This window comes from Streptomyces sp. 4F14 (genome assembly GCF_048159485.1).
Lineage (GTDB): Bacteria > Actinomycetota > Actinomycetes > Streptomycetales > Streptomycetaceae > Streptomyces.
The window spans coordinates 86473-107077 of sequence record NZ_JBLRVY010000022.1 but is presented as its reverse complement, the minus strand read 5'-3'; the positions used below and the strand labels follow the sequence as shown (position 1 = coordinate 107077).

At 73.2% G+C, this 20605-nt stretch carries 15 protein-coding genes; 11 read left to right on the top strand and 4 right to left on the bottom strand.

What is annotated here, in order from left to right; translation table 11 throughout:
• Positions 1-215 precede the first annotated feature (215 nt).
• On the bottom strand, positions 216-2045 hold the full coding sequence (asnB, locus tag ACLZOT_RS32625; RefSeq protein WP_416972725.1) for an asparagine synthase (glutamine-hydrolyzing): 1830 nt from the start codon (positions 2043-2045) through the stop codon (positions 216-218).
• Positions 2046-2196: 151 nt separating this feature from the next.
• Positions 2197-3393: a cytochrome P450 gene (locus tag ACLZOT_RS32620; protein WP_416972779.1), complete on the bottom strand. Its 1197-nt coding sequence runs from the start codon at positions 3391-3393 to the stop codon at positions 2197-2199.
• A 297-nt stretch (positions 3394-3690) separates the two neighbouring features.
• Between ACLZOT_RS32620 and ACLZOT_RS32615 the strand changes: the two genes are divergently transcribed.
• The 3 genes from ACLZOT_RS32615 (at position 3691) to ACLZOT_RS32605 (ending at position 11772) form a co-directional block, all read left to right on the top strand.
• Positions 3691-8370, top strand: coding sequence for a DNA-binding protein (locus tag ACLZOT_RS32615; RefSeq protein ID WP_416972724.1), 4680 nt, complete (start codon positions 3691-3693; stop codon positions 8368-8370).
• A complete protein-coding gene (locus tag ACLZOT_RS32610; protein WP_416972723.1) occupies positions 8367-8900 on the top strand; it encodes a hypothetical protein in 534 nt (177 codons plus the stop codon). Before ACLZOT_RS32615 ends, ACLZOT_RS32610 begins: the two co-directional genes overlap by 4 nt.
• 127 nt (positions 8901-9027) lie before the next feature.
• Entirely contained in the window at positions 9028-11772 is a 2745-nt protein-coding gene (locus tag ACLZOT_RS32605) for a LuxR C-terminal-related transcriptional regulator (RefSeq protein WP_416972722.1), read from the top strand.
• A gap of 320 nt (positions 11773-12092) precedes the next feature.
• On the opposite strand, the gene ACLZOT_RS32600 is transcribed toward ACLZOT_RS32605, so the two are convergent.
• Positions 12093-13547, bottom strand: a complete 1455-nt coding sequence (locus ACLZOT_RS32600) for an MFS transporter (protein ID WP_416972721.1) — start codon at positions 13545-13547, stop codon at positions 12093-12095.
• A gap of 62 nt (positions 13548-13609) precedes the next feature.
• The gene (locus tag ACLZOT_RS32595; protein WP_416972720.1) at positions 13610-14005 is read right to left on the bottom strand and encodes a MerR family transcriptional regulator; all 396 of its coding nucleotides are present in this window, start codon (positions 14003-14005) and stop codon (positions 13610-13612) included.
• Positions 14006-14332: 327 nt separating this feature from the next.
• Between ACLZOT_RS32595 and ACLZOT_RS32590 the strand changes: the two genes are divergently transcribed.
• The 8 genes from ACLZOT_RS32590 (at position 14333) to thpD (ending at position 20575) form a co-directional block, all read left to right on the top strand.
• A complete protein-coding gene (locus tag ACLZOT_RS32590) occupies positions 14333-15220 on the top strand; it encodes a transporter substrate-binding domain-containing protein (RefSeq protein WP_416972719.1) in 888 nt (295 codons plus the stop codon).
• Between the two features lie 15 nt (positions 15221-15235).
• Positions 15236-15931: an ectoine/hydroxyectoine ABC transporter permease subunit EhuC gene (gene ehuC, locus ACLZOT_RS32585; protein WP_416972718.1), complete on the top strand. Its 696-nt coding sequence runs from the start codon at positions 15236-15238 to the stop codon at positions 15929-15931.
• Positions 15928-16572 (top strand): ectoine/hydroxyectoine ABC transporter permease subunit EhuD, encoded by a 645-nt coding sequence (ehuD, locus tag ACLZOT_RS32580; RefSeq protein ID WP_416972717.1) that lies wholly within the window; start codon positions 15928-15930, stop codon positions 16570-16572. Before ehuC ends, ehuD begins: the two co-directional genes overlap by 4 nt.
• A gap of 52 nt (positions 16573-16624) precedes the next feature.
• Positions 16625-17383: an ectoine/hydroxyectoine ABC transporter ATP-binding protein EhuA gene (gene ehuA, locus ACLZOT_RS32575; RefSeq protein WP_416972778.1), complete on the top strand. Its 759-nt coding sequence runs from the start codon at positions 16625-16627 to the stop codon at positions 17381-17383.
• Between the two features lie 73 nt (positions 17384-17456).
• Entirely contained in the window at positions 17457-17942 is a 486-nt protein-coding gene (ectA, locus tag ACLZOT_RS32570) for a diaminobutyrate acetyltransferase (RefSeq protein ID WP_416972716.1), read from the top strand.
• Positions 17943-17975: 33 nt separating this feature from the next.
• The gene (gene ectB, locus ACLZOT_RS32565; protein WP_416972715.1) at positions 17976-19238 is read left to right on the top strand and encodes a diaminobutyrate--2-oxoglutarate transaminase; all 1263 of its coding nucleotides are present in this window, start codon (positions 17976-17978) and stop codon (positions 19236-19238) included.
• Between the two features lie 49 nt (positions 19239-19287).
• Complete coding sequence (locus ACLZOT_RS32560) at positions 19288-19683, top strand: ectoine synthase (RefSeq protein WP_416972714.1); 396 nt, start codon at positions 19288-19290, stop codon at positions 19681-19683.
• Between the two features lie 4 nt (positions 19684-19687).
• On the top strand, positions 19688-20575 hold the full coding sequence (thpD, locus tag ACLZOT_RS32555; protein WP_416972713.1) for an ectoine hydroxylase: 888 nt from the start codon (positions 19688-19690) through the stop codon (positions 20573-20575).
• Positions 20576-20605: the final 30 nt, after the last annotated feature.

The window sequence follows — 20605 nt, the reverse complement described above, 5'->3', positions numbered from 1 at the left end:
ATCGCAAGGCGCCGGAGCGTCCGCGATGGGGGTGCCCCCTGGTCGAGCGAAGCCGAGAGCTTGGGGGAGGAGCCACGTGGGCGGTTCGGCAACGCCGCTGGGGGTCCCCCCCTGCTCGCAGAGCTTGGGGGAGTGCGTGCCAGGCGGCGGGCGCCCGGCCCGGGAGGGGGCACCGGCCCTCCGGGCCCGCCGCGTGGACGACGGGCCCCGGCCGGTCACAGGTCGACGCGGACCCCGTACGTCCTGACCCAGCGGTCGAACTCGACGAGCCGTTCCAGGACCGCGCGGGCGCTCCAGGGGCCGCCCATGGCGTAGCTGCCCTCGGGGACGTCGAGGAGGCGGCGGATCTCCTCGCGGGAGGCGAGGCGCAGGACGGGCGCGTCGTCGGCGGCGATCACGGTCTCCAGGCGTTCGCGCACGGCCCGTTCGTAGCCCTTGTCCTGCGTGGACGGGTAGGGCGTCTTCTTGCGGTCGAGGACGGACTCCGGGAGGACGCCGCGCATCGCGGAACGCAGGAGGCTCTTCTCCCGGCCGTCGTGGTTCTTCATCGCCCAGGGGACGTTGTAGACGTACTCGACGAGGCGGTGGTCGGTGAAGGGGACGCGCACCTCCAGGGCCGTCGCCATCGAGATGCGGTCCTTGCGGTCGAGGAGGAAGTTCTCCCAGCGGGTGAGGTTGAGGTAGGTCAACTCCCGCATGCGGGCCTCGTGTCCGCTCTCCCCGGGGAGCCGGGGCACCTCCTCCAGGGCCTCGGTGTAGCGCTGTTTGACGTACCCGGTCATCCCGAGCCGGCTCCACAGGCCGAGGGTGCGCAGCGCCCCCATGCCGCCCGCCTTCTCGAAGGGGTGGTGCCAGGGGAAGGTGTCCGCCTCGATCGCGGCCGGGTCGTGGAACCAGGTGTAGCCGCCGAAGAGTTCGTCCGCCGCCTCCCCGGACAGGGCGACGGTCATGCGCTCCTTCAGCGCCCGGCACAGCAGCAGGAGCGAGTACTCCATGTCGCCCGTCGAGACCGGCAGGTCCTGGGCGCGCAGCACCTGGTCGCGTACGTCGTCGTCGAGGACGTCCGCGTTGTCCAGCTCGACGATGACGTGCTCGGCGCCGACGTGCCGGGCGACCTCGACGGCGAACGGCGTGTCGGGGTCGGCCCATTGGACGTTCGCCTGGAAGTTCTCGCCGAGGTCCTTGTAGTCGACGGAGAACGCGAGCACCGGCTTGTCGCTGGAGCGGGACGCGAGCGCGGTGACCGCGCTGGAGTCGAGGCCGCCGGACAGCAGGGTGCCGACGGGGACGTCGGCGACGAGCTGACTCGCGACGATCTCCTCAAGGAGCGTACGGACGTGGGCAATTGTGGTGTCGAGGTCGTCGGTGTGCTCGCGTGCGGCGAGCCGCCAGTAGCGGGTCTCCTCGGCCCCGGAGCGCGTGAAGCGCAGCACCGTGCCCGGCAGGACCTCCCGCATGCCCTTGAACACGGCGTGGCCCGGCGTCTTCACGATGCCGAACACCTCGCGCAGGCCCTCGGCGTCCACGACCGCCTCGGTCTCGGGGTGCGCGAGGATCGCCTTGGGCTCGGACCCGAAGATGACGCCGTCGGCGGTGGGCCAGTAGTAGAGGGGTTTGACGCCCATCCGGTCGCGTACCAGGAGGAGTTCCTCGGTACGGGGGTCCCACAGGGCCAGGGCGTAGATCCCGGTCAGCCGCTCGGCGAACCCGGTGCCCCACTCCTCGTACGCCCGCAGCACCACCTCCGTGTCGGAGTCGGTACGGAAGTTGTGCCCGAGGGCCCTCAACTCCTCGCGCAGTTCCCGGTAGTTGTACGTCTCCCCGGTGTACGTGAGCACCGGTCCCGCCTCTGCCTCCATCGGCTGCTTGCCGCCGGCGAGGTCGATCACGGCCAGTCTCCGGTGCGCCAGCAGCGCGTGGGGCGACACCCACACGCCGTGCGAGTCCGGCCCCCGGCACTCCAGGGTGTCGTTCATGACAGCGGCGACGGAAGTGTCCGCGCTCAGATCACGTTCGTAGCCGATCCATCCGGCAAGCCCGCACATCGCCGGTCCCCTCTCCTCGTTCGGACATCCGCCCGAGCCTGCCGACCCCGGTGCGGGGCGGGCAACGCGTCGGCCCGGACTCCGTCAGGTGGGGTCGGGGTCTCCGCTTCCCGGCGGTCAGGGGGCCGGCGCGTGTGCGGCCTGCCGGGGTTCACCAGGTCACGGGCAGCCGTTCCACCCCGTGCACCGCGCGCCCGGCGAACGCGAACTCCTCCGGTTCCTTCGCCAGGTTCAGCGCCGGCAGTCGCTCGAACAGCATCGGCAGCGCGATCTGGAGCTCCGCGCGGGCCAGCGACTGGCCGAGGCAGTGGTGCAGGCCGTGCCCGAAGGCGAGGTGCCGGTCGGAGTCGCGCCTCACGTCGAAGGTGTCCGGGTCCTCGAAGGTCGCGGGGTCGCGGTTGGCGGCCTGGAGGGCCACGACGACGCCCTCACCCGCGCGGATGGTGACCCCGCCGACCTCGACGTCCTCGGTGGCGATCCGCCGCATCCCGATGTGGACGATGGTCAGGTAGCGCAGGAGTTCCTCGATCGCGCCGGGTACGAGACTGTCGTCGGCCCGCAGCGCGGCGAGCTGGTCGAGGTGGCGCAGGAGGGCGATCGTCCCCAGCGACAGCATGCTGGCCGTCGTCTCGTGCCCGGCGATGAGGAGCTGGACCAGGAGACCCGCGGCCTCGGCGGCGGTGGCCTCGCCGGTGGCGACGCGCTCGGTGGCGAGGCGGCTCATCAGGTCGTCGGAGGGGTCGCCGGCCTTGGCCGCGAGGAGTTCCTGAAGGTAGCCGAAGAGGGCGCCCCAGCCGGCCCGCATCGCCTCGGGGCCCGCCGAGACGGTGGCGAACGCGGCGGCCTGCCGGTGGATGAACTCCCGGTCGGAGTACGGCACTCCGAGGAGTTCGCAGATGACGAGGAGCGGCAGCGGGAGAGTGAAGTGCTCGACGAGGTCCGCCGAACGCCCTTGCGCCTCCAGGCCGTCGATGAGTTCGGCGGTGAGCCGGGAGATCGCCGGGCGCAGTTGCTCGACCCGGCGGAAGGTGAATTCGGGTATCAGCATGCGGCGCAGCCGGGTGTGGTCCGGCGGGTCCATCGCGAACAGCTGGCCGGGCGTGCGCGGGGGTGTCGTCGGCTGGAGTCCGGGGAAGCCGGGCCGGAAGTTCTCGGAGCTGAACCGGGGGTCGCTGAGGACGGCCCGCGCGTCGTCGTAGCGGGTGACGAGCCAGGGATGCAGGTCTCCCCAGAGGGTGATGCGGTCCAGGGGGCGTTCGGTGGTCCAGCTCCGGTACTCGGCGGCGGGGTCGAGGAGGGGGCGGGCGGTGGGCAGCGGGGGCGGGGTGGAGAGCGGGGCGGAGGTCATGTGGGGGGTCTTTCCTTCCGGGTCGCGGTGGTCGGGATCGCGGACGGACGGGATCATGGGGTCGAGCTGCTGCAACTTTCACATAGTCGTCGGCTCGCGTCTGGAAGTGCGGCGGATCCGATGTACGTAGGCCGGTACGTGGTTATCCGGATGCGTCCCGTCGGCAGCGCGGATTGACTCGGGGCGGCGGGAAGAACCGCAGGTCAGAGCGATTGTCAGTGGGGGCCTCTAGAGTTTCAGCATCGTCACTCAGCGTGACGGACCGCTGATGGGAGGGGGCTGACGGAAGGTGGGGCGATGGAGCGGCAGGACGTGGTGACGGAGGTGGAGCGGATCAGGCTGCTCGCGCGGAGCGACGGGCAGGCCGCTGTGGACGCCTGCCGGGGCGCCGCCCGGCGGCTGGCCGCCGCCGCCCTGCCGGAGTTCCACGAAGAGGCCGCGCGGATCTTCCTGTCGGAGGGGCATCCCGGGTACGCGGCGCGGATGTTCGAGCGAGCGCGTCAGGCGGAGGCCGACCACGCCCTGGAGGTCGACGAGGAGCGGCTCGACGCCGCGTATCTGGAGTTCGCGCTCGCCGGGGCGGTCGGGACGAAGGCGCTGGTGGCGTATGCGCGGGAGTTGGTCGCGCGCAGGCCCGCCGGCGAGGCGTTCGAGCGGTTCGCCCGGCTGTGCGTGCGGCGGACCGCGGGCGGGCTGGTGCCGTCGGTCCGGCTGGGGGTCGAGGTGCGGAGGCTGGCGCGCGCCGCCGGGGGCCGGTCCACGGGTGACGTCCTCGCCGAGCTGCTGGCGCTGCCCGCCACGGCGCGGGCGGCGGGCGGGTGGTGGAAGGCACAGCGCGGGGCGCTGGTCGAGCTGGCGCGGGAACGGGCCGTGGTGCGGGGGGTGTTGCTCGACCTGATGCCCGACTCCGAGGACGAGGAGGTGCTGATCCTGTGGCTGGAGGTCCTGGAGGAGTCCGGGGCGCTCGCTGGGCTCCGGGGGGAGGGGGTGGGGCCCCGGGACGGTACGGCGGGGTGGTTCGTGAGGTTCCTGGAGTTCCACCGGCGGGCGCTGCACTGGGCGACACCGGCGCGGCTTCCGGTGCTGTACCGGCTGGTGGAGGACGCCGCCGACCGGCTGCGTGCCGAACTCGCCGAGTCGGGGCGGGAGTTGGAGGTCGTCCGGGACGTCGACCTGCTGGATCTGCTGCTCGCGCTGGAGGTGCCGGTCGCGCCGTACCCGGAGAACTGGTGGCTGCCGCTGGGCCAGTGGGCGGCCTTCGAGGACCGCCGCGACCTGCTGGCGCTCGCGGCCGACGGACGGTTCGGTGAGGCGTTCCGGCGCAGCGCCGACGGGTTCGGCGGCGGCCCGGACGACCTGCGCACGGTCGAGGCCCTCGCCGCGGTCCCGGGCGGCCGGCTGCTCCTCGCGGACTGGCTGCGCGCGGCCGTACGGCGCCTGGCCGCCGCCGGGCTCCCCGCGCTCCCCGAGGCGACGGCCCCGCTGACGTGGCTGCCCGCCGAGGTGCTGAGGCTCGCCGAGGCCGAGATCCGTGCGGTGACCGGCGCCGACCTCGCGCCGCTGTTGGCCCGCACCCTGCGGGCCGGTCTCCTCGACGAACTCGGCTGGCCGGCCTGGGACGAGGCGGTCCGTGCCGTGGGCGACGCCGACTTCCTGCGGTTCTTCGACGCCTGGCCGCAGCTGGTCGTCGCCGGTCCCGCCGAGGCCCGGGTGATCGGCGCCGAGGGCACGGTCCTGGTCCACGCCCTGCGCCTCCCGGCCGAGGCGGGCTTCCACGGCCCGCCCGGCTTCCACTACGTGGACGGCGAACTGCTGGTCCACTGGGCGACGTGGGAGGGCGGCACCGCCGGGTACTGGCACCGCTCCCCCGACCGGATCATCGCCCTGGAGGGCGGGCGCGGTGCCCCGGCGGGGCTCGACTGGTACCGCGAGGAGATCGGCGCGGCGACCCTCCCGCTGCCCGGCGGCGGGCGGGCCACGGGGTTCGGTGTCCTCCGGCGCGGCGGCACCGCCCTTCCCCCGGGCGGGTTCCTGCTCGGCGACGGCACCTCGTACTGGACGTGGGGCGGGGACGCGTGGCTCGCGTACGACCCGGTGCGCGCGGTGGTCGGCGGGGAGAGCGTGCCCGCGTTCCTGGACGTCCCCGAGGTCGAGTACGGCACGCTCCTGCCCCTCCCCCAGGCCGAACCCGGTGCTGCCGTGGTGCCGGTGGGCGGGCTGGTGGGCTGGCGTGTCGTGCGGCTGCCCGACGGTTCGCGGCGCGGTGAGGATCTCGCCGGGCGGCGGGTGACCGTGCCGGGCGAGGCGGGGTTGCCGTGCGCGGCGGTGCTGTTCCCGGGGGCCGGGCAGCCCGTCGCCGCGAGCCGGGAGACCGGCTGGGCCCTGCATCTCGTCGACGGCGACGGTGTCGTCCTGGCCACCGCGCGGGTCGACGGCCCGCCCGGCGCGTTCGCCCGGGGCACGCCGGTCCTGCCACCGCCGTCGTACTGGCACTGCCTGCGGCCCCGGGACGTGCCGGGCTCCCTGGCGCTGCGGCAGGTCGACGAGGACACCGCGCGCGGGCTGCTGCGGGCGGCCGATCCGGCAGGCGCCGTGCGGGAGTTGCTGCCGCAGGTCACCGACGGGGCGGTGGTGGCGGGGATCGCCGGGGTGGTGGGGTACGCGGCCGGGCAGCAGGCGGTGCTGGACGCGGTGACGCTGCGGCTGGACGAGGTGCTCGGGGAGGAGGAGGCTGCGGGGCCGTCCGACGGGATGCTGTGCGAGGCGCTGGAGGGGCTCACCGACTGCGACGGGGGGCATCGGCACGACGGTCACGGGAGTGACGGGCGTCTGGGCGGAGGCATCGAGGAAGGCGGTCGCGAGGCGGGCGAACGCGGGGCGGCTGAGCACGGGGCGGACGAGCACAGGGACGGCCAGCACGGGACGGCTGAGCACGGGGCGGACGAGCACAGGCACCGCCAGCACGGGACAGCCGAACACGAGGCGGGCGAACACAGACACGGCCAGCACAGCGCGGGTCGGCGGCAGGAAAGCGGCCCCGGGACGCAGGCCCGCGGGCAAGGTCCTCGCCAGGGCGACGCCCTCCGTCGGCTGCGGACCATCGGCCGGGCCTTGCGCACCGCTCCGCGCACCCCCGCCGCACGCCTCCACCTCGACGGCCTCCCCCTCCCACCCGCCGATGACCGCGACCCGCTGCCGTACACGACCGCGACCCCCGCGACGGCGTTCCGGGCGGCCGCGCCGACCACCCCGTCCGAGCACCGCCGGTCCCTGGAGGCGCTGCTCACGGAGGTCGACGCGCTGGGGCTGGCCTCGGGCGGCGCCTGGCGCCGGGTTCATCTCCGGCTGGACGCGGGGGAATTGTTCGGGTCGGACGGAGAGTGGCGCGAGGGCGCCTGGGCGGGTGCGCTGCCCCTGGACGGCGGCCGAGTCCTCGCGCTGACCTCGGTCACCCAGCGCTGTCCGGTCGCCGCACCGCCCGCGTGTCTCTTCACGGGGCTGCTGCACGACCCGTCGGGCCGGTTCGAGGTCCCCGCGCCGTACGCCGTAGAGGGCCTCCACCCGGTCGGCGAGGAGCGTGAGGAGCGGGACGTCGGCTGGCTGGGGGCGTTCCTGGGCGAGCTGGCGGTGAGGGGCCCGGCGCCCTGGTTCCCGGCGGCGGCCGAGGAGTTCGCCCGCCTCACGGGGGTCACCGGGGCGACGGCCCGGCTGGTGGTGGCGGGGCTGCCGGAGGTGGGCCGGGCGTCGGTGCGGACGGCGCTGGGGATCCGCGCGAAGGACACCGCGACGGTGGCGTACGAGCTGGGCGCCCTGCCCGTCGGCACCCGTCAGGCGGTCGTCGCCGCGCTGCTGCCCGGGGTCCCGGCCCGCCTGTGGACGGACGGCCCGGACGCGTCCGCCGCGGCGCGGGTCTGGAACGCCAGGGTCGGCAGGCGGACCCCGGTCCCCGAGGAGCTGCTCGGGGAGGTGCTGCGCGCGGTGCGGCCCGCGTTCTGGGACGCCGGACAGGCGCTGCGCGCGTTCCTCGACCCCGACGCCGAGCCGCGGCTCAGCCGGGACCTGGAGTGGGAGGTCGGCGGCAGCCGTGTCCTGCCCGTCGGGCCGGACGCGGGCGGGTTCACCGCCGGCACGCTCGTCGGCACCGTCGCCCTCGCGGCCTGGCTCGCGCACCGGCTGCCGGTGGGCGACCCGGTCCGGGCCGCGCTGCCCGCCGTGCTCGACAAGGTCCGGGAACGCCTGGCGCATCCGGGGCTGCTCCTGGACCTCGGCCGGGGTGTGCATCTGCCGGGGTTCGGCACGCCGAGTGAGGTGGGCGCCGGGTTCGAGCGGTACGGCGGGGTCGTGATACCGACGTTCGACGCGTTGCCGACGCCCGCGCTGAGCGTGGCGCACCTCGACGGCGGCGGCGAGGACCCGTACGTGTCGGCGCTGCGGGACGTCGCGGGGCCGTTCCCCGTGGAGGTGGCCCTGCGTGTGGCCCGGGACCCGGGCTTCGCGGCGCTCCTGGACCCGCCCGGCGCCGGCGTCCGGTGGCCGCAGCACCCCGCCCACTGTGTCCCGGACCTGGTCGCCGAGGCCGCCCGCGTCCACGACCTCGGCGAGGACGCCGCCGCCCTCTACCTGATGCTGCTCGCGATGCCCGACCCCACCGACCGCGACACGGCCCGCTGGACCGCCTGGCCGGCGCCCCGCCTCCGTGCCGCCCGCGCGCAGCTCGCCGCGGCCGGCCCGGTCGTCCAGGACACCCGCCGCCGGGCCGGCCGCACCCTGTTCCTGCCGGGCGACTGGCTGGACCCCGGCCTCCCGCACCGCCCGCTGGAGCGGTGGAAGGCACCTCTGTACGGCGGCCTCCTCGACGGCCGCACCCCACCCCTCGGTGTCCTCGTCCCGCTCGAACCCGCCGCCGGCCTCTACCGCAGGGCGTGGCAGCGGATCCGGCACGGCGACACCCCGACAGAAAGCCAGGACCCGCGATGACCACCCCCTACTCCCCCGTCCCGGAACTCAACCTCCTCAAGGAGTTCCAGGACGAGTTCGGCTACGAGGACTTCGCCGACGGTTTCGGCCTGACGCAGTACGGCGACCTGTCCGGCCTCGTCGCGGGCTGGTCGGACGACCCGGCGTTCACCGGCAGGCTGGTGCCCTTCGCCCAGGCCACCGCCGGCGGCTCCTTCTACGCGCTGTGGCGCCTCGACGACCGCACCGACCCGGCGACCCTGCCGGTGGTGGTCTTCGGCGACGAGGGCGGCCAGCACGTCGTGGCCCGCGATCTGCGGGAACTGTTCCAGCTCCTCGGCTTCGACACGGAGATCTCCGTCGACTGGGACGACGCGTACTTCTACCGCCCCGAGGACCAGCCCGACTCGGCGCACCACGACGAGTACGCCACCTGGCTGGACCGGCACTTCGGGCTGGCGGTGACCGAGGAGCCGGACGCCGTGCTCGCGGCGGCGCGCAAGGAGCTGGGGCAGCGGTTCGCGGACTGGGCCGAGCCGTATCTGTCATGAGTGAGCGGTGCCGCGTCCACGTTCCGGACGGCGACTTTTACTTCTGTATGGTTGCCCGAAAAGGCGCCCTGTGGCCGACATGAGTCACCGCCGGGTGCCTGTCCGGACGCGGAGGGGAACAGCGCTCATGACCACAGTGCCCGTACCGGCACCGGGCGAGCCCCCTGTCGCGCGGGAGGCCGAGCTCGCCCGGTTCGCGGGGATCGTGGACGCGCTGGCGGTCGGCCGGGGCACGGTCGTGGAGATCACCGGCGAGCCCGGCATCGGCAAGACGCGCCTCGCGCTGGCCCTCATGCGCGGGGCCGCCCGGCGCGGACTGGCGGCCACCCGCGTCCAGGTCGTCCGGGGAGAAGCGCTCCCCGAGGCCAAGCGGTCCGGGGTCCTCGTCCTGGACGACGTCCACCGCTGCGACCCCGCCGCGACGGCGGCGCTCGTCAGGCAGGTCAGGGCGGGGACGCCGGGCCCCTTCGTCCTGGCCCTGGTCCACCGCCCCCGGCAGACGCCTCCCGAACTGCTCCAGGCCCTCGACGACGGGGTCCGCGCCGGGACGGTGACGCGGATCGAGCCCGCTCCCCTGGGCCACGAGGCCGTCGCCGGCCTGCTCGCCGCGTGGCGGCTGGACGCCGGGTCCGCGCGGGAGCTGTGCGCCGAGTCCGGGGGGAACCCGCGTCATCTGCGGCTGCTGGTCGCCTCGGACTGGCGGCCCGGGCGGCCCGGTACGGACCCGGACGGTCTGCTGCGCGAGGCCAGGCCGCTGCTCGCCGAGGTGGACGCGGTGACGGCGGACGCCGGGACGGCGCTGACGGCGGCGGCCGTGCTCGGCTCCCCGTTCCGGCCCCGGGACGTCGCCCGGGTGTCCGGGCTGAGCCTCGACACGACCCTGGACGTGCTCGGCGAACTGGAGCGCGCGGACCTGATCCGCCCGGACGGCGGGGGCCTGCGCTTCCGGCATCCGGTGCTCGGTCACGTCGTGCACGCGCGGGCGGGGCTGTCGTTCCGGCTGCGGGCGCACCGGCGTGCGCTGGACATCGCCGGGAGCGCCGTGGAGCGCGCCCGCCACGCCGAGCACCTGATCGGGACGGACGCCGCCGTCGCCGTGGACGCCCTCGCCGAGGGGGCCGCCGAGATCGTCGTACGGGAACCGGCGACCGCGGCGCGCTGGCTGCGGCTGGCGCTGGACGCGCTGCCCGAGGAGCCTCAGGCGCCCACAGTGCCGGAGCCGCACCCGGCGCAGGGGGCGCCCCGCGTGCCGGAGCCGTCCGGCACCGCCGGTCCCCCCGCCACGCCCGCGCCGTCCGGCCCGGTCTCGCGTACCGCCCTCCGGCTGGCCTGCTGCCGGGCCCTGATCGCCTCCGAGCAGCCGGAGGAGGCCCGTACCCGCGCCCACGCGCTCCTCGCGGATCCCCGCGCGGGCCTCTCCGCGCGGGAGACCCTCCAGGCGTACACCGTGTGCGCCGACGCGGAGCGGCAGCTCGGGCACTACCAGGAGGCCATGGCCGTCGTCGGCACCGCGCTCGGGCTGCTGCCGCGCCCGTTGCCCGATCCGCTGCCGCCCGAGGCGGTGCGCCTCGCGATCGAGTTCGGGCTCGTCCACGCGGTGCGCGGTACGCACGACGAGGCGCGGGGGCTGCTGAAGGAGGCGGCGCGGGCGGCGGGCGAGGCGGACGCCGCGGACCGTGCGGCGCTGCGGGTGCTGGCGGCGCTGTGCGCGACGCACGCCGGGGACGTCGCGGAGGCCGTGGGTGAAGTCGCCCACTGCGCACGGCTGTTGGACGCCATGCCGGACCCGGTCGCGGGCCGGACCCCGGAGACGCTGGCGCTGCTCGGGTGCGCGGAGCTGTACCTGGAGCGGTTCACGGACGCGATCCGGCATCTCGGCCGGGAGGCGGAGACCCGGATACCGGTCCTGATGCACCGGATGCTCGCGCTCACGATGGCCGAGCAGTGGACCGGCCGCCTCGACGCCTCCGCGCGGCGGGCCCGGGAGGCGGAGGAGCTGGGGCGCTCCCTCGGCGCCGGGGACGCGGTGACGCTGGCGCGGGCGATGCGGGCGACGGCCCTCGTCTGGTCGCGGGGGCGGCGCGACTCCGCCGAGGCGGTCGCGCTGGTCGCGGAGACGACGGCGGCGATCCGGCCCGGGCAGAGCTGGTGGACGACGTCGGCGACGGGGCTGCTGGCCCAGGCGCAGTTCCTGACGGGCGACGCGGCCGGCTGCCGGCGCACGCTGCTGGACGGCGTGGGCGGTGACCTGCTGCCGCTGGTCCGGCCGTTCTCCCGCCCCTTCCTGCTGGCCCTGCTCGCGACCGCCACCCTGGAGTGCGGTGACCGCGGCGAGGCTCACCGTCTCATCCGCCACGCCGGGTCCGTGTCGGACCGTCTCGGCCTGCCGGTCCAGGAGGCGTACGTGCAGGAGGCCCGCGCCCGTCTGCACGCCGCCGACGGGGAGTTCGAGGCGGCGGCCAAGCTCTTCGACCTCGCCGCGCACGCCTTCCGGTGCGCCGACATGCCGGTGCAGTACGCCTGGACGCTCACGGCGGCGGCCGGCCCCCTCGCCGAGACCGAGGGTCTCCCGGCGGCCGTACGGCATCTGGAACTCGCGGAGGGCATCGCCCGGGTGCACGGCGCCCGGCTGGTCCACGAGGAGGTGGCCCGGCTGCGCGCCGCCCTCCCCACGAGCGACCCCCTGGCCGAACTCACCGACCGTGAACGCGAGGTGGCCGAGCTGGCCGCGTCGGGCCTGCGCACCCGCGACGTCGCCGAGCGCCTCTTCCTCAGCCCCCGCACGGTCGAGACCCACCTCTCCAACGTCTACCGGAAACTCGACGTCACCTCCCGGCTGGCCCTGTCCGCCGTACTGCGGCGGGCCCGCTGAGCGCTGCTCGACGCCGAAACCCGCGGTCAGGGACAGCAGGCGCAGGTGGTCACGGAGCCGCTCGTCCCACCGGGGCTCGACCTCGGCGCCCGTCTCGAACGCTACGAGACCCTCCGGCCCGCATCACGTCGAACAGCGTGCCGTCCGTGCCGATCCGCAGGAGCAGCGCCGTACCGACCACCTGACCGAAAGCCCCGATCGCCCCCTCCTCGAACAGCCGCACCGACCGCCCTGAACTCCGCGAGCGGCCTGCCAGGCAGCGCCCCCACGCATCTCAGGCCCGCACGGTCTGCACCACGGACGTCCCCGGCCCCGGCCAGTCACTTCCTCAGTGCCGACAGTGGCCTCGCGATGTCCTCCAGGGACCGGCGTTCGGCGGCGACCGCCAGGACGACGGCCACCAGGCCCGCCGCGCACATCAGGGTCGCGCCGATCGAGAAGGCGAGGACCGTGTCGGCGACGCGGCCCGTCTCCGTGAGGTCCGCGAAGAGGAGGGGGCCGCTGATGCCGCCGGCCGCTGTGCCGAGGGCGTAGAAGAAGGCGATCGACATCGCGCGGGTCTCCATCGGGAAGATCTCGGAGACCGTGAGGTAGGCGCTGGAGGCTCCGGCGGAGGCGAAGAAGAGGACGGCGCACCAGCAGGCGGTCAACGTGCCCGCGTCCAGGGCGCCTTGGCCGAACAGCCAGGCCGTCGCGAAGAGGAGGACGCCCGAGAGGAGGTAGGTGCCGGAGATCATCACGCGGCGGCCGACGGTGTCGAAGAGCTTGCCCAGGAGCAGGGGGCCGCAGAAGTTGCCGGCCGCGATGACGGCGAAGTAGTAGCCGGTGCGGTCGGCGGGGATGTCGTAGAACGTCGTGAGGATGGCGCCGAAGCCGAAGGTGATGGCGTTGTACAGGAACGCCTGGCCGATGAAGAGGGCGAAGCCGAGGACGGCCCGCCTGCGGTAGCGGCCGAAGACGGTGCGGGCGATCTCCAGGAACGTCACGGGGCCGCGCTGGTGGATCTCCAGCTCGCCCTGCGGCGGCGGCAGTTCCTTCCCGGTCTCGGCCTCGATGCGCCGCTCGATCCCGGCGACGATCTCCTCGGCCTCCGCCCGCCTGCCGTGGATGAGCAGCCACCTGGGGCTCTCGGGGACGTGCCGCCGTACGAGCAGGATGACCAGGGCGAGGACGGCGCCGAGCGCGAACGACAGCCGCCAGCCGACGTCCTGCGGCAGGATCCCGGTGTCCAGGGCGACGACGGACAGCAGCGAGCCCCCGACCGCGCCGAGCCAGAAGCTGCCGTTGATGAAGAGGTCGACGCGGCCCCGGTGTTCGGCGGGGATCAGCTCGTCGATCGCGGAGTTGATGGCCGCGTACTCACCGCCGATGCCGAACCCGGTGAGGAACCGGCACAGGAAGAACCACCACGCTTCCCAGGAGACCGCCGTGAGCGCGGTGGCCGCGAGGTACACCGCCAGGGTGATCATGAAGAGCCTGCGCCGCCCGAACCGGTCCGTCAGCCGTCCCCAGAACAGGGCGCCGACGCAGGCCCCGGCGACGTACAGCGCGGCGGCGAGCCCGGTGATCTGCCCGGACGTGATCGCGAGCCCGCTGCCGTCCTCGGCCAGCCGCCCCGCGACGTTCCCGACGACCGTGACCTCAAGCCCGTCCAGCACCCACACGGTCCCGAGCCCGATCACGACCGTCCAGTGCCACCGCGACCAGGGCAGCCGGTCCAGCCGTGCCGGAATGTCCGTGACGACCACGGGCCCGCTCTCCTCGACCACACGCATGGCAGCCTCCCGGCCACCCGAGTGCCCCGATCCTCACAACTCACGCGACCGGAGAGCGGGCGTCACCTGCGGGCGAGCCGCCCCGCCAGCGTGTCCGCGAGTTCCTGGGCCCGGTTCAGCTGGGTGCGCAGGTCCTCGACGCGGTGCTGCGCCGCCTGTTCGAAGCCCCGGATGCGGTCGAGGAGGCGGGCGCGTTCACGGGGCAGGAGGTGGACGCCGGAGTCGAGGCGGTCCATGGCGTCCAAGAGGGCGCGGGTCTCGTCCAGGGTGAAGCCGAGGGGCTGGAGGCGGCGGATGACCATGAGGCGGGCGACATCGGACTCGGTGTAGAGGCGGAAGCCGCCCTGGGAGCGGGCGGAGGGGGTGACGAGCCCGGCGTCCTCGTAGTGGCGGATCGTGCGCAGCGACAGTTCGGTGCGGGCGGCGACTTCGCCGATCTGCATGGTCTCGCTGCTCACGCGGGCTGGGTCCTTGTCTGGTGTCGTGGCGTCCGGCGCTCTTTCCTAGCGCATCCGCCGCGCTGCCCGCTCATTTCCCGCCACCGCGCGCACCGGCCGCCGTCCGCATTCCCGGTTGGCCGAAAGGTTCACCTCATCTCCCCTGTTCGACCTGCCGGTTCACACATGGGCCGGTTGTCGGCGGCCTAAACCCGACCCTGGCTAAGGATGTCGAAACAGTCGGGACACGAGCCCATAACACTGACAGGTCCGTGGACATAGACCTCTGAGTCCGGGCAGGCGCCCCCGCACGACGAAAGCGTTTACTCGACCAGGGGACTCGACTTGATGCCCAGCCAGACCGTCCTGACCCGCCGCCGCCTCCTCGGCCTCGCCTCGGCAGGCGCCCTCGCGGGGGTCGCCGCGTGCAGCAAGACCGAGAGCGGGGGCGCGAGCGACGCGGATCTGCTCGCGAGCCTCAGGAAGCGGGGGTACGTCAAGGTCGCGTACGCGAACGAGGCGCCGTACGGGTTCGAGGAGGGCGGCACGCTCAAGGGCGAGGCGCCCGCGCTGCACGCCGAGGTGTTCGAGGCGCTCGGGGTGCCTGAGCTGCGGCCGGTGTTCTCGGAGTGGGACGGGCTGATCCCGGGGCTGCTGGCGGGCAAGTACGAGGTGATCAGTGCCGGCATGGCGATCCTCCCGGACCGCTGCGAGAAGGCCGCGTTCTCGGAGCCGGAGTTCATCTCGCCGACCGCGATGATGGTCCCGGCGGGGAACCCGGAGAAGCTCACCGACCTGGAGTCGGCGAAGCGGGCCGGGGTCACCCTGGGCGTGATGTCGGGGGCCGCCGAGAAGGGGTACGTGGAGGCGGCCGGGATCGCGTCGGGCAAGGTCAAGACGCTCACGAAGCCCCAGGACGGCGCCGATGCCGTGAAGAACGGGCGGATCGACGCCTTCGTCCTCACCGGTATCTCCCTGCGCTGGCTGGCGAAGACGAACAAGGGCCTCCAGGTCACCGAGCCGTTCGTGCCGATGATCGGCGGCGTGAAGCAGTACAGCCCGGGCGGCGCGGTCTTCCGCAAGAGCGCGAGCGAGCTGCGGGACGCCTTCAACACCGAGCTGAAGAAGGTCACTTCGGACCGCGCACGCTATGTGAAACTCCTCGGCGCGTACGGTTTCACCGCCGCCGAGCTGCCGCCCGCGAACCTGACGACCGCCCAGTTGTGCGCGGCCTGACGCGGGGGCACGGCCATGGGTGACTTCCTGTCCGCGTTCTTCTCCGAACTCCCCACCGTGGGCTCGGGGTTGTGGGTGACCGTCGAGGCGACCGTGCTGGGCGCGCTGCTCGCCGTCGTCGTCGCGTTCGGGTGCGGCCTGGCCGCGCGCTCCCACGCCCGCGTCCCGCGCTGGACGTCACGGATCGTCGTCGAGTTCTTCCGGGGCACCTCGCTCTACATCCAGCTGTTCTGGCTGTACTACGCGTTCCCGCTGCTGACGGGGTACGAGTTCGGCCCGCTGGTCTGCGGGGTCCTCGCGTTCGGCCTGAACTACGGGGCGTACGGCTCCGAGGTCGTCCGGGGCGCGCTCGCCGCCGTTCCCGCGCCGCAGCGGGAGGCGGCCGTCGCGCTCAACTTCACGCCGCTGCAACGGCTTTACCGGGTCGTGCTGCCGCAGGCGTGGCCGCAGATGATCCCGCCGTTCACGAACCTGCTGATCCAGATGCTGAAGGCGACGCCGCTGCTGTGGCTGATCTCGGTGGCGGATCTGACGACGGTGGTGCAGACGCTGCGTGACCGCACGGGCGAGACGGTGCCCGCCTATCTGACGCTGCTGGTCCTGTACTTCGTGCTGGCGTGGCTGCTGACGGCGGGGATGCGGGTCCTGGAGCGGCACGCCGCCGCGCGTCTCGGGCGAACCTCGATGGTCACGACCGGAGGCCGCGCGTGAACTACCAATGGGACTGGGAGGCCGCCCGCGAGGCGCTGCCCCTGCTGCTCGAAGGGTTCAAGACCACTGTCCTGGCAACGGTGTTGGGGACTCTCGTCGCCGCCGTCCTGGGCCTCGCGCTCGCGATCGGCGCACGCGCGCCCAGCCGCCTGGTGACCTTCCCCCTCAAGGCGGCCCTGGAGTTCGTGCGCTCCACCCCGCTGCTGGTCCAACTCGTGGGCGCGTACGCGGTGTTCACCACCGTCTCGCCGCTGACGATCGGCGTCGTGGTGCTCGGCATCCACTACTCCGCCTACCTCGCCGAGGTGTACCGCGCCGGCATCGACGCCGTGCCGAAGGGCCAGTGGGAGGCCGCGCGCGCCCTGTCGCTGTCGCCGGCGCTGACCTGGCGGGACGTCGTCCTGCCGCAGGCGGTGCGGACGGTGCTGCCGGCGCTCGGCAACTACGCGATCGCCATGTTCAAGGAGACCCCGTTCCTCGCCGTGATCACGGTCTCGGAGATGGTCGCGCAGGCCCGCGAGTACGGCGCCGACCACTTCGCCTACCCCGAAGCCTTCACCCTCGCCGGACTGGTGTTCCTGCTGGCGAGCTACCCCACCTCGCTCGCCCTGCGGAAACTGGAGCAACGCCTTGGCCACTGACATCGAACCCCAACCCCATGACGATCAGGACAGTTCCGTGACCAAGCCACCGATGATCCGCTTCGACCGGGTCGTCAAGCGCTACGGCGAGCACACCGTCCTCGACGAACTCGACTTCTCCGTCGAACGCGGCCGCCACATCACGCTGATCGGCCCGTCCGGCTCCGGCAAGACCACCATCCTGCGGCTGCTGATGACGCTGGAGCGGGTGTCGGACGGCGTGATCTGGGTGGACGGGGAACCCCTGTCGCACCGGCGCGCGGACGACGGCTCCCTGAAACCCGCCGACGAGAAGCATCTACGGCCGATCCGGCGGCGGATCGGCATGGTGTTCCAGCACTTCAACCTGTTCCCGCACATGAACGTCCTGCGCAACATCACGGAGGCGCCCGTACGGACCCTGGGGCAGCCCAAGGAGAAGGCGGAGGCGCGGGCGCGGGAACTCCTCGACATGGTCGGGCTCGCGGACAAGGCCCTTGAGCATCCGACGCGCCTGTCCGGCGGGCAGCAGCAACGCGTCGCCATCGCAAGGGCGTTGGCGATGGAGCCGGAGATCCTGCTGCTCGACGAGGTGACGTCGGCGCTGGACCCCGAACTCGTCTCCGGTGTCCTGGACCTGCTGCGGGAGATCGCGTCCACGACCGACATCACGCTGCTGTGCGTCACCCACGAGATGGGGTTCGCGCGGGACGTCTCCGACGAGGTCCTGATGTTCGACGCGGGCCGGGTCGTGGAGGCGGGCAGCCCCGAGCAGATCTTCAACGCGCCGACTCATCGCCGTACGCGGGAATTCCTGAGCGCCGTGCTGTGAACTCCCGTACCAGCGCGCGTGGTCCGCCCTCCCCGGCCCTCGCACGTACCCCCGTTCCCGACCCTAGGGACCCATGCCCTTCCAGCCTGCCCTGACCATCGACCGACCGACCGTGGACGACGGTGCCGCGCTGTGGCGCATCGCCCGTGACTCCCGGGTTCTCGACCTCAACTCCCCCTACAGTTACCTCCTTTGGTGCCGTGACTTCGCGGACACCTCGGCCGTCGCTCGGCACGAGGGCGAGCCGGTCGCCTTCGTCACCGGCTATCTGCGGCCCGAGAGGCCCGGCACCCTCTTCGTCTGGCAGATCGCCGTGGAAGACGCCCATCAGGGGCGCGGTCTCGCCGGGGCGCTGCTCGACGCGCTGACTGTGCGGGTCGCCGCGTCCTCCATGGAGACGACCATCACGCCGGACAACGCGGCCTCGCGCGCGCTGTTCGCGTCGTACGCGGCGCGGCACGGGGCCGGTGTCGAGGAGACCGTCCTCTTCGACGACGAGCTCTTCCCCGGCGACGGGCACGCGCCCGAGGTGCTGCACCGCATCGGCCCCCTTCGCTGAAACCCCCCACCCCCTTGTGTCTGGAGTACCCGCATGACCACCATCGAGACGCCCCTGAGCACGTTCGAACTGCTGGAGTCCGAGGTCCGCAGCTACTGCCGCGGCTGGCCCGTCGTCTTCGACCAGGCGCGGGGCAGTCACCTGTGGTCCGAGGACGGCCGCCGCTACCTGGACTTCTTCGCCGGGGCCGGTTCCCTCAACTACGGCCACAACAACCCCGTACTGAAACGCGCGTTGCTCGACTACCTGGAGAACGACGGCATCACGCACGGCCTGGACATGGCGACCACCGCCAAGCGGGCCTTCCTCGAAAACTTCCACGACCTCGTCCTCAAGCCGCGCGACCTGCCGTACAAGGTGATGTTCCCGGGGCCGACGGGGACCAACGCGGTGGAGTCGGCGCTGAAGCTGGCCCGCAAGGTGAAGGGGCGGGAGTCGGTCGTCTCGTTCACGAACGCGTTCCACGGGATGACACTGGGGTCGCTCGCGGTCACCGGGAACGCGTTCAAGCGGGCCGGGGCGGGGATTCCGCTGGTCCATGGCACGCCAATGCCGTTCGACGACTACCTCGACGGGCAGGTCCCGGACTTCCTGTGGTTCGAGCGGCTCCTCGCGGACACCGGGTCCGGGCTGAACCATCCGGCGGCGGTCATCGTCGAGACCGTGCAGGGCGAGGGCGGCATCAACGTCGCCCGGCCCGAGTGGCTGCGCGGGCTGGCGGCGCTGTGCGAGCGGCACGACATGCTGCTGATCGTCGACGACATCCAGATGGGGTGCGGGCGTACGGGCTCGTTCTTCTCCTTCGAGGAGGCGGGGATCACGCCGGACATCGTCACCGTGTCGAAGTCCATCAGCGGGTACGGGCTGCCGATGGCGCTCACGCTGTTCAAGCCGGAGCTGGACCTGTGGGAGCCGGGCGAGCACAACGGGACGTTCCGGGGCAACAACCCGGCGTTCGTGACAGCGACGGCCGCGCTGCACGCGTACTGGGCCGACAAGGAGACGGAGTTGCGTACGGCGCGGCTCGGTGAACACGTCGAGCAGCGGCTGCTCGCGCTGTGCGCGGAGCACACCGGGGCGTCCTGCCGGGGGCGGGGGCTGGTGTGGGGGGTCGAGTTCGAGGATCCGGCGCGGGCGTCGGAGGTGTGCGCGCGGGCCTTCGAGCGGGGGCTGCTGCTGGAGACGTCCGGGCCGCAGGGGGAGGTCGTGAAGCTGCTGCCGGCGCTGACGGTGAGCGAGGCCGAACTGGACGAGGGGCTGGACATTCTGGACCGGGCGGTGCGGGCGTCGGGCTGAGAGGCGACTTCCGCAGGCAAGCAAGGCGTACAGAAAGATTGGCGTAAAAATGATCATCAGATCTATCGCGGACGTCGAGAACACCGACCGGCACATCCGCTCCAGGTCCGGCACCTGGGAGAGCAAACGCCTCGTCCTCGCCCGGGAGAAGGTCGGGTTCTCGCTGCACGAGACGATCCTGTACGCCGGGACCGAGACCAGCATGTGGTACGCGAACCACGTCGAGGCGGTCCTGTGCGTCGAGGGCGAGGCCGACCTCACCGACGAGGAGACCGGCCTCACCCACCTGATCGCCCCCGGCACGATGTACCTCCTCGACGGTCACGAGCGGCACACCCTGCGGCCGAGGACCGACTTCCGGTGCGTGTGCGTGTTCAACCCGCCCGTCACCGGCCGCGAGGACCACGACGAGAACGGCGTCTATCCCCTGCTCCTGGAGGACTGATCCCATGACCACGCTCACCGACCTCTACCCGAGCCGTGGCCCCCGCGAGGTCACGACCCCCCGCCGGGACCCGGCCGTCTGGTCGCCGCCCGGCACCCCCGGCCCCCTGACCCCGGCCGATCTCGCCGACTTCGACACGGACGGCTTCCTCGCGGTCGACCGGCTCGTCGAACCGTCCGAAGTGACCCGCTACCGCGCCGAGTTGGACCGGCTGCTGCACGACCCGGGCGTCCGCGCCGACGAGCGCGCGATCGTCGAACCCCGCTCCGGCGAGGTCCGTTCGGTCTTCGAGGTCCACAGGATCAGCGAGGTGTTCGCCGCCCTCGTCCGTGACGAGCGGGTCGCGGGCCGGGCCCGGCAGATCCTGGGCTCCGACGTGTACGTCCACCAGTCCCGCATCAACGTCAAGCCCGGTTTCGGCGCGTCCGGTTTCTACTGGCACTCCGACTTCGAGACGTGGCACGCGGAGGACGGTCTCCCCCGGATGCGCGCGGTCTCGGTGTCGATCGCCCTGACCCCGAACCTGGACACCAACGGCGGCCTCATGATCATGCCGGGCTCGCACCGGACGTTCCTGGGCTGCGCGGGCGAGACCCCCCGCGACAACTACAAGCGCTCCCTCCAGATGCAGGACGCGGGCACCCCCTCCCCCGAGGCCCTGACCCGCCTCGCCGACGCCCACGGCATCCGCCTGTTCACCGGCCCGGCCGGCTCGGCGGTCTGGTTCGACTGCAACGCGATGCACGGCTCCGGCGACAACATCACGCCCTACCCGCGCTCCAACCTCTTCGTCGTCTTCAACAGCGTCGACAACGAGGCCGTCGAACCCTTCGCCGCACCCGTCCGGCGCCCCGAGTTCATCGGGGCCCGGGACTTCACGCCGGTGCGGTAGCCGCGTCGCCGGTGACGCGGGGCCCTGGGC

What these genes read in the sequence shown, in the direction of transcription:
- asnB (WP_416972725.1), bottom strand. Translation starts at nt 2,045, where the DNA reads ATGTGCGGGCTTGCCGGATGGATCGGCTACGAACGTGATCTGAGCGCG.
- ACLZOT_RS32620 (WP_416972779.1), bottom strand. Translation starts at nt 3,393, where the DNA reads ATGACCTCCGCCCCGCTCTCCACCCCGCCCCCGCTGCCCACCGCCCGC.
- ACLZOT_RS32615 (WP_416972724.1), top strand. Translation starts at nt 3,691, where the DNA reads ATGGAGCGGCAGGACGTGGTGACGGAGGTGGAGCGGATCAGGCTGCTC.
- ACLZOT_RS32610 (WP_416972723.1), top strand. Translation starts at nt 8,367, where the DNA reads ATGACCACCCCCTACTCCCCCGTCCCGGAACTCAACCTCCTCAAGGAG.
- ACLZOT_RS32605 (WP_416972722.1), top strand. Translation starts at nt 9,028, where the DNA reads ATGACCACAGTGCCCGTACCGGCACCGGGCGAGCCCCCTGTCGCGCGG.
- ACLZOT_RS32600 (WP_416972721.1), bottom strand. Translation starts at nt 13,547, where the DNA reads ATGCGTGTGGTCGAGGAGAGCGGGCCCGTGGTCGTCACGGACATTCCG.
- ACLZOT_RS32590 (WP_416972719.1), top strand. Translation starts at nt 14,333, where the DNA reads ATGCCCAGCCAGACCGTCCTGACCCGCCGCCGCCTCCTCGGCCTCGCC.
- ehuC (WP_416972718.1), top strand. Translation starts at nt 15,236, where the DNA reads ATGGGTGACTTCCTGTCCGCGTTCTTCTCCGAACTCCCCACCGTGGGC.
- ehuA (WP_416972778.1), top strand. Translation starts at nt 16,625, where the DNA reads ATGATCCGCTTCGACCGGGTCGTCAAGCGCTACGGCGAGCACACCGTC.
- ectA (WP_416972716.1), top strand. Translation starts at nt 17,457, where the DNA reads ATGCCCTTCCAGCCTGCCCTGACCATCGACCGACCGACCGTGGACGAC.
- ectB (WP_416972715.1), top strand. Translation starts at nt 17,976, where the DNA reads ATGACCACCATCGAGACGCCCCTGAGCACGTTCGAACTGCTGGAGTCC.
- ACLZOT_RS32560 (WP_416972714.1), top strand. Translation starts at nt 19,288, where the DNA reads ATGATCATCAGATCTATCGCGGACGTCGAGAACACCGACCGGCACATC.
- thpD (WP_416972713.1), top strand. Translation starts at nt 19,688, where the DNA reads ATGACCACGCTCACCGACCTCTACCCGAGCCGTGGCCCCCGCGAGGTC.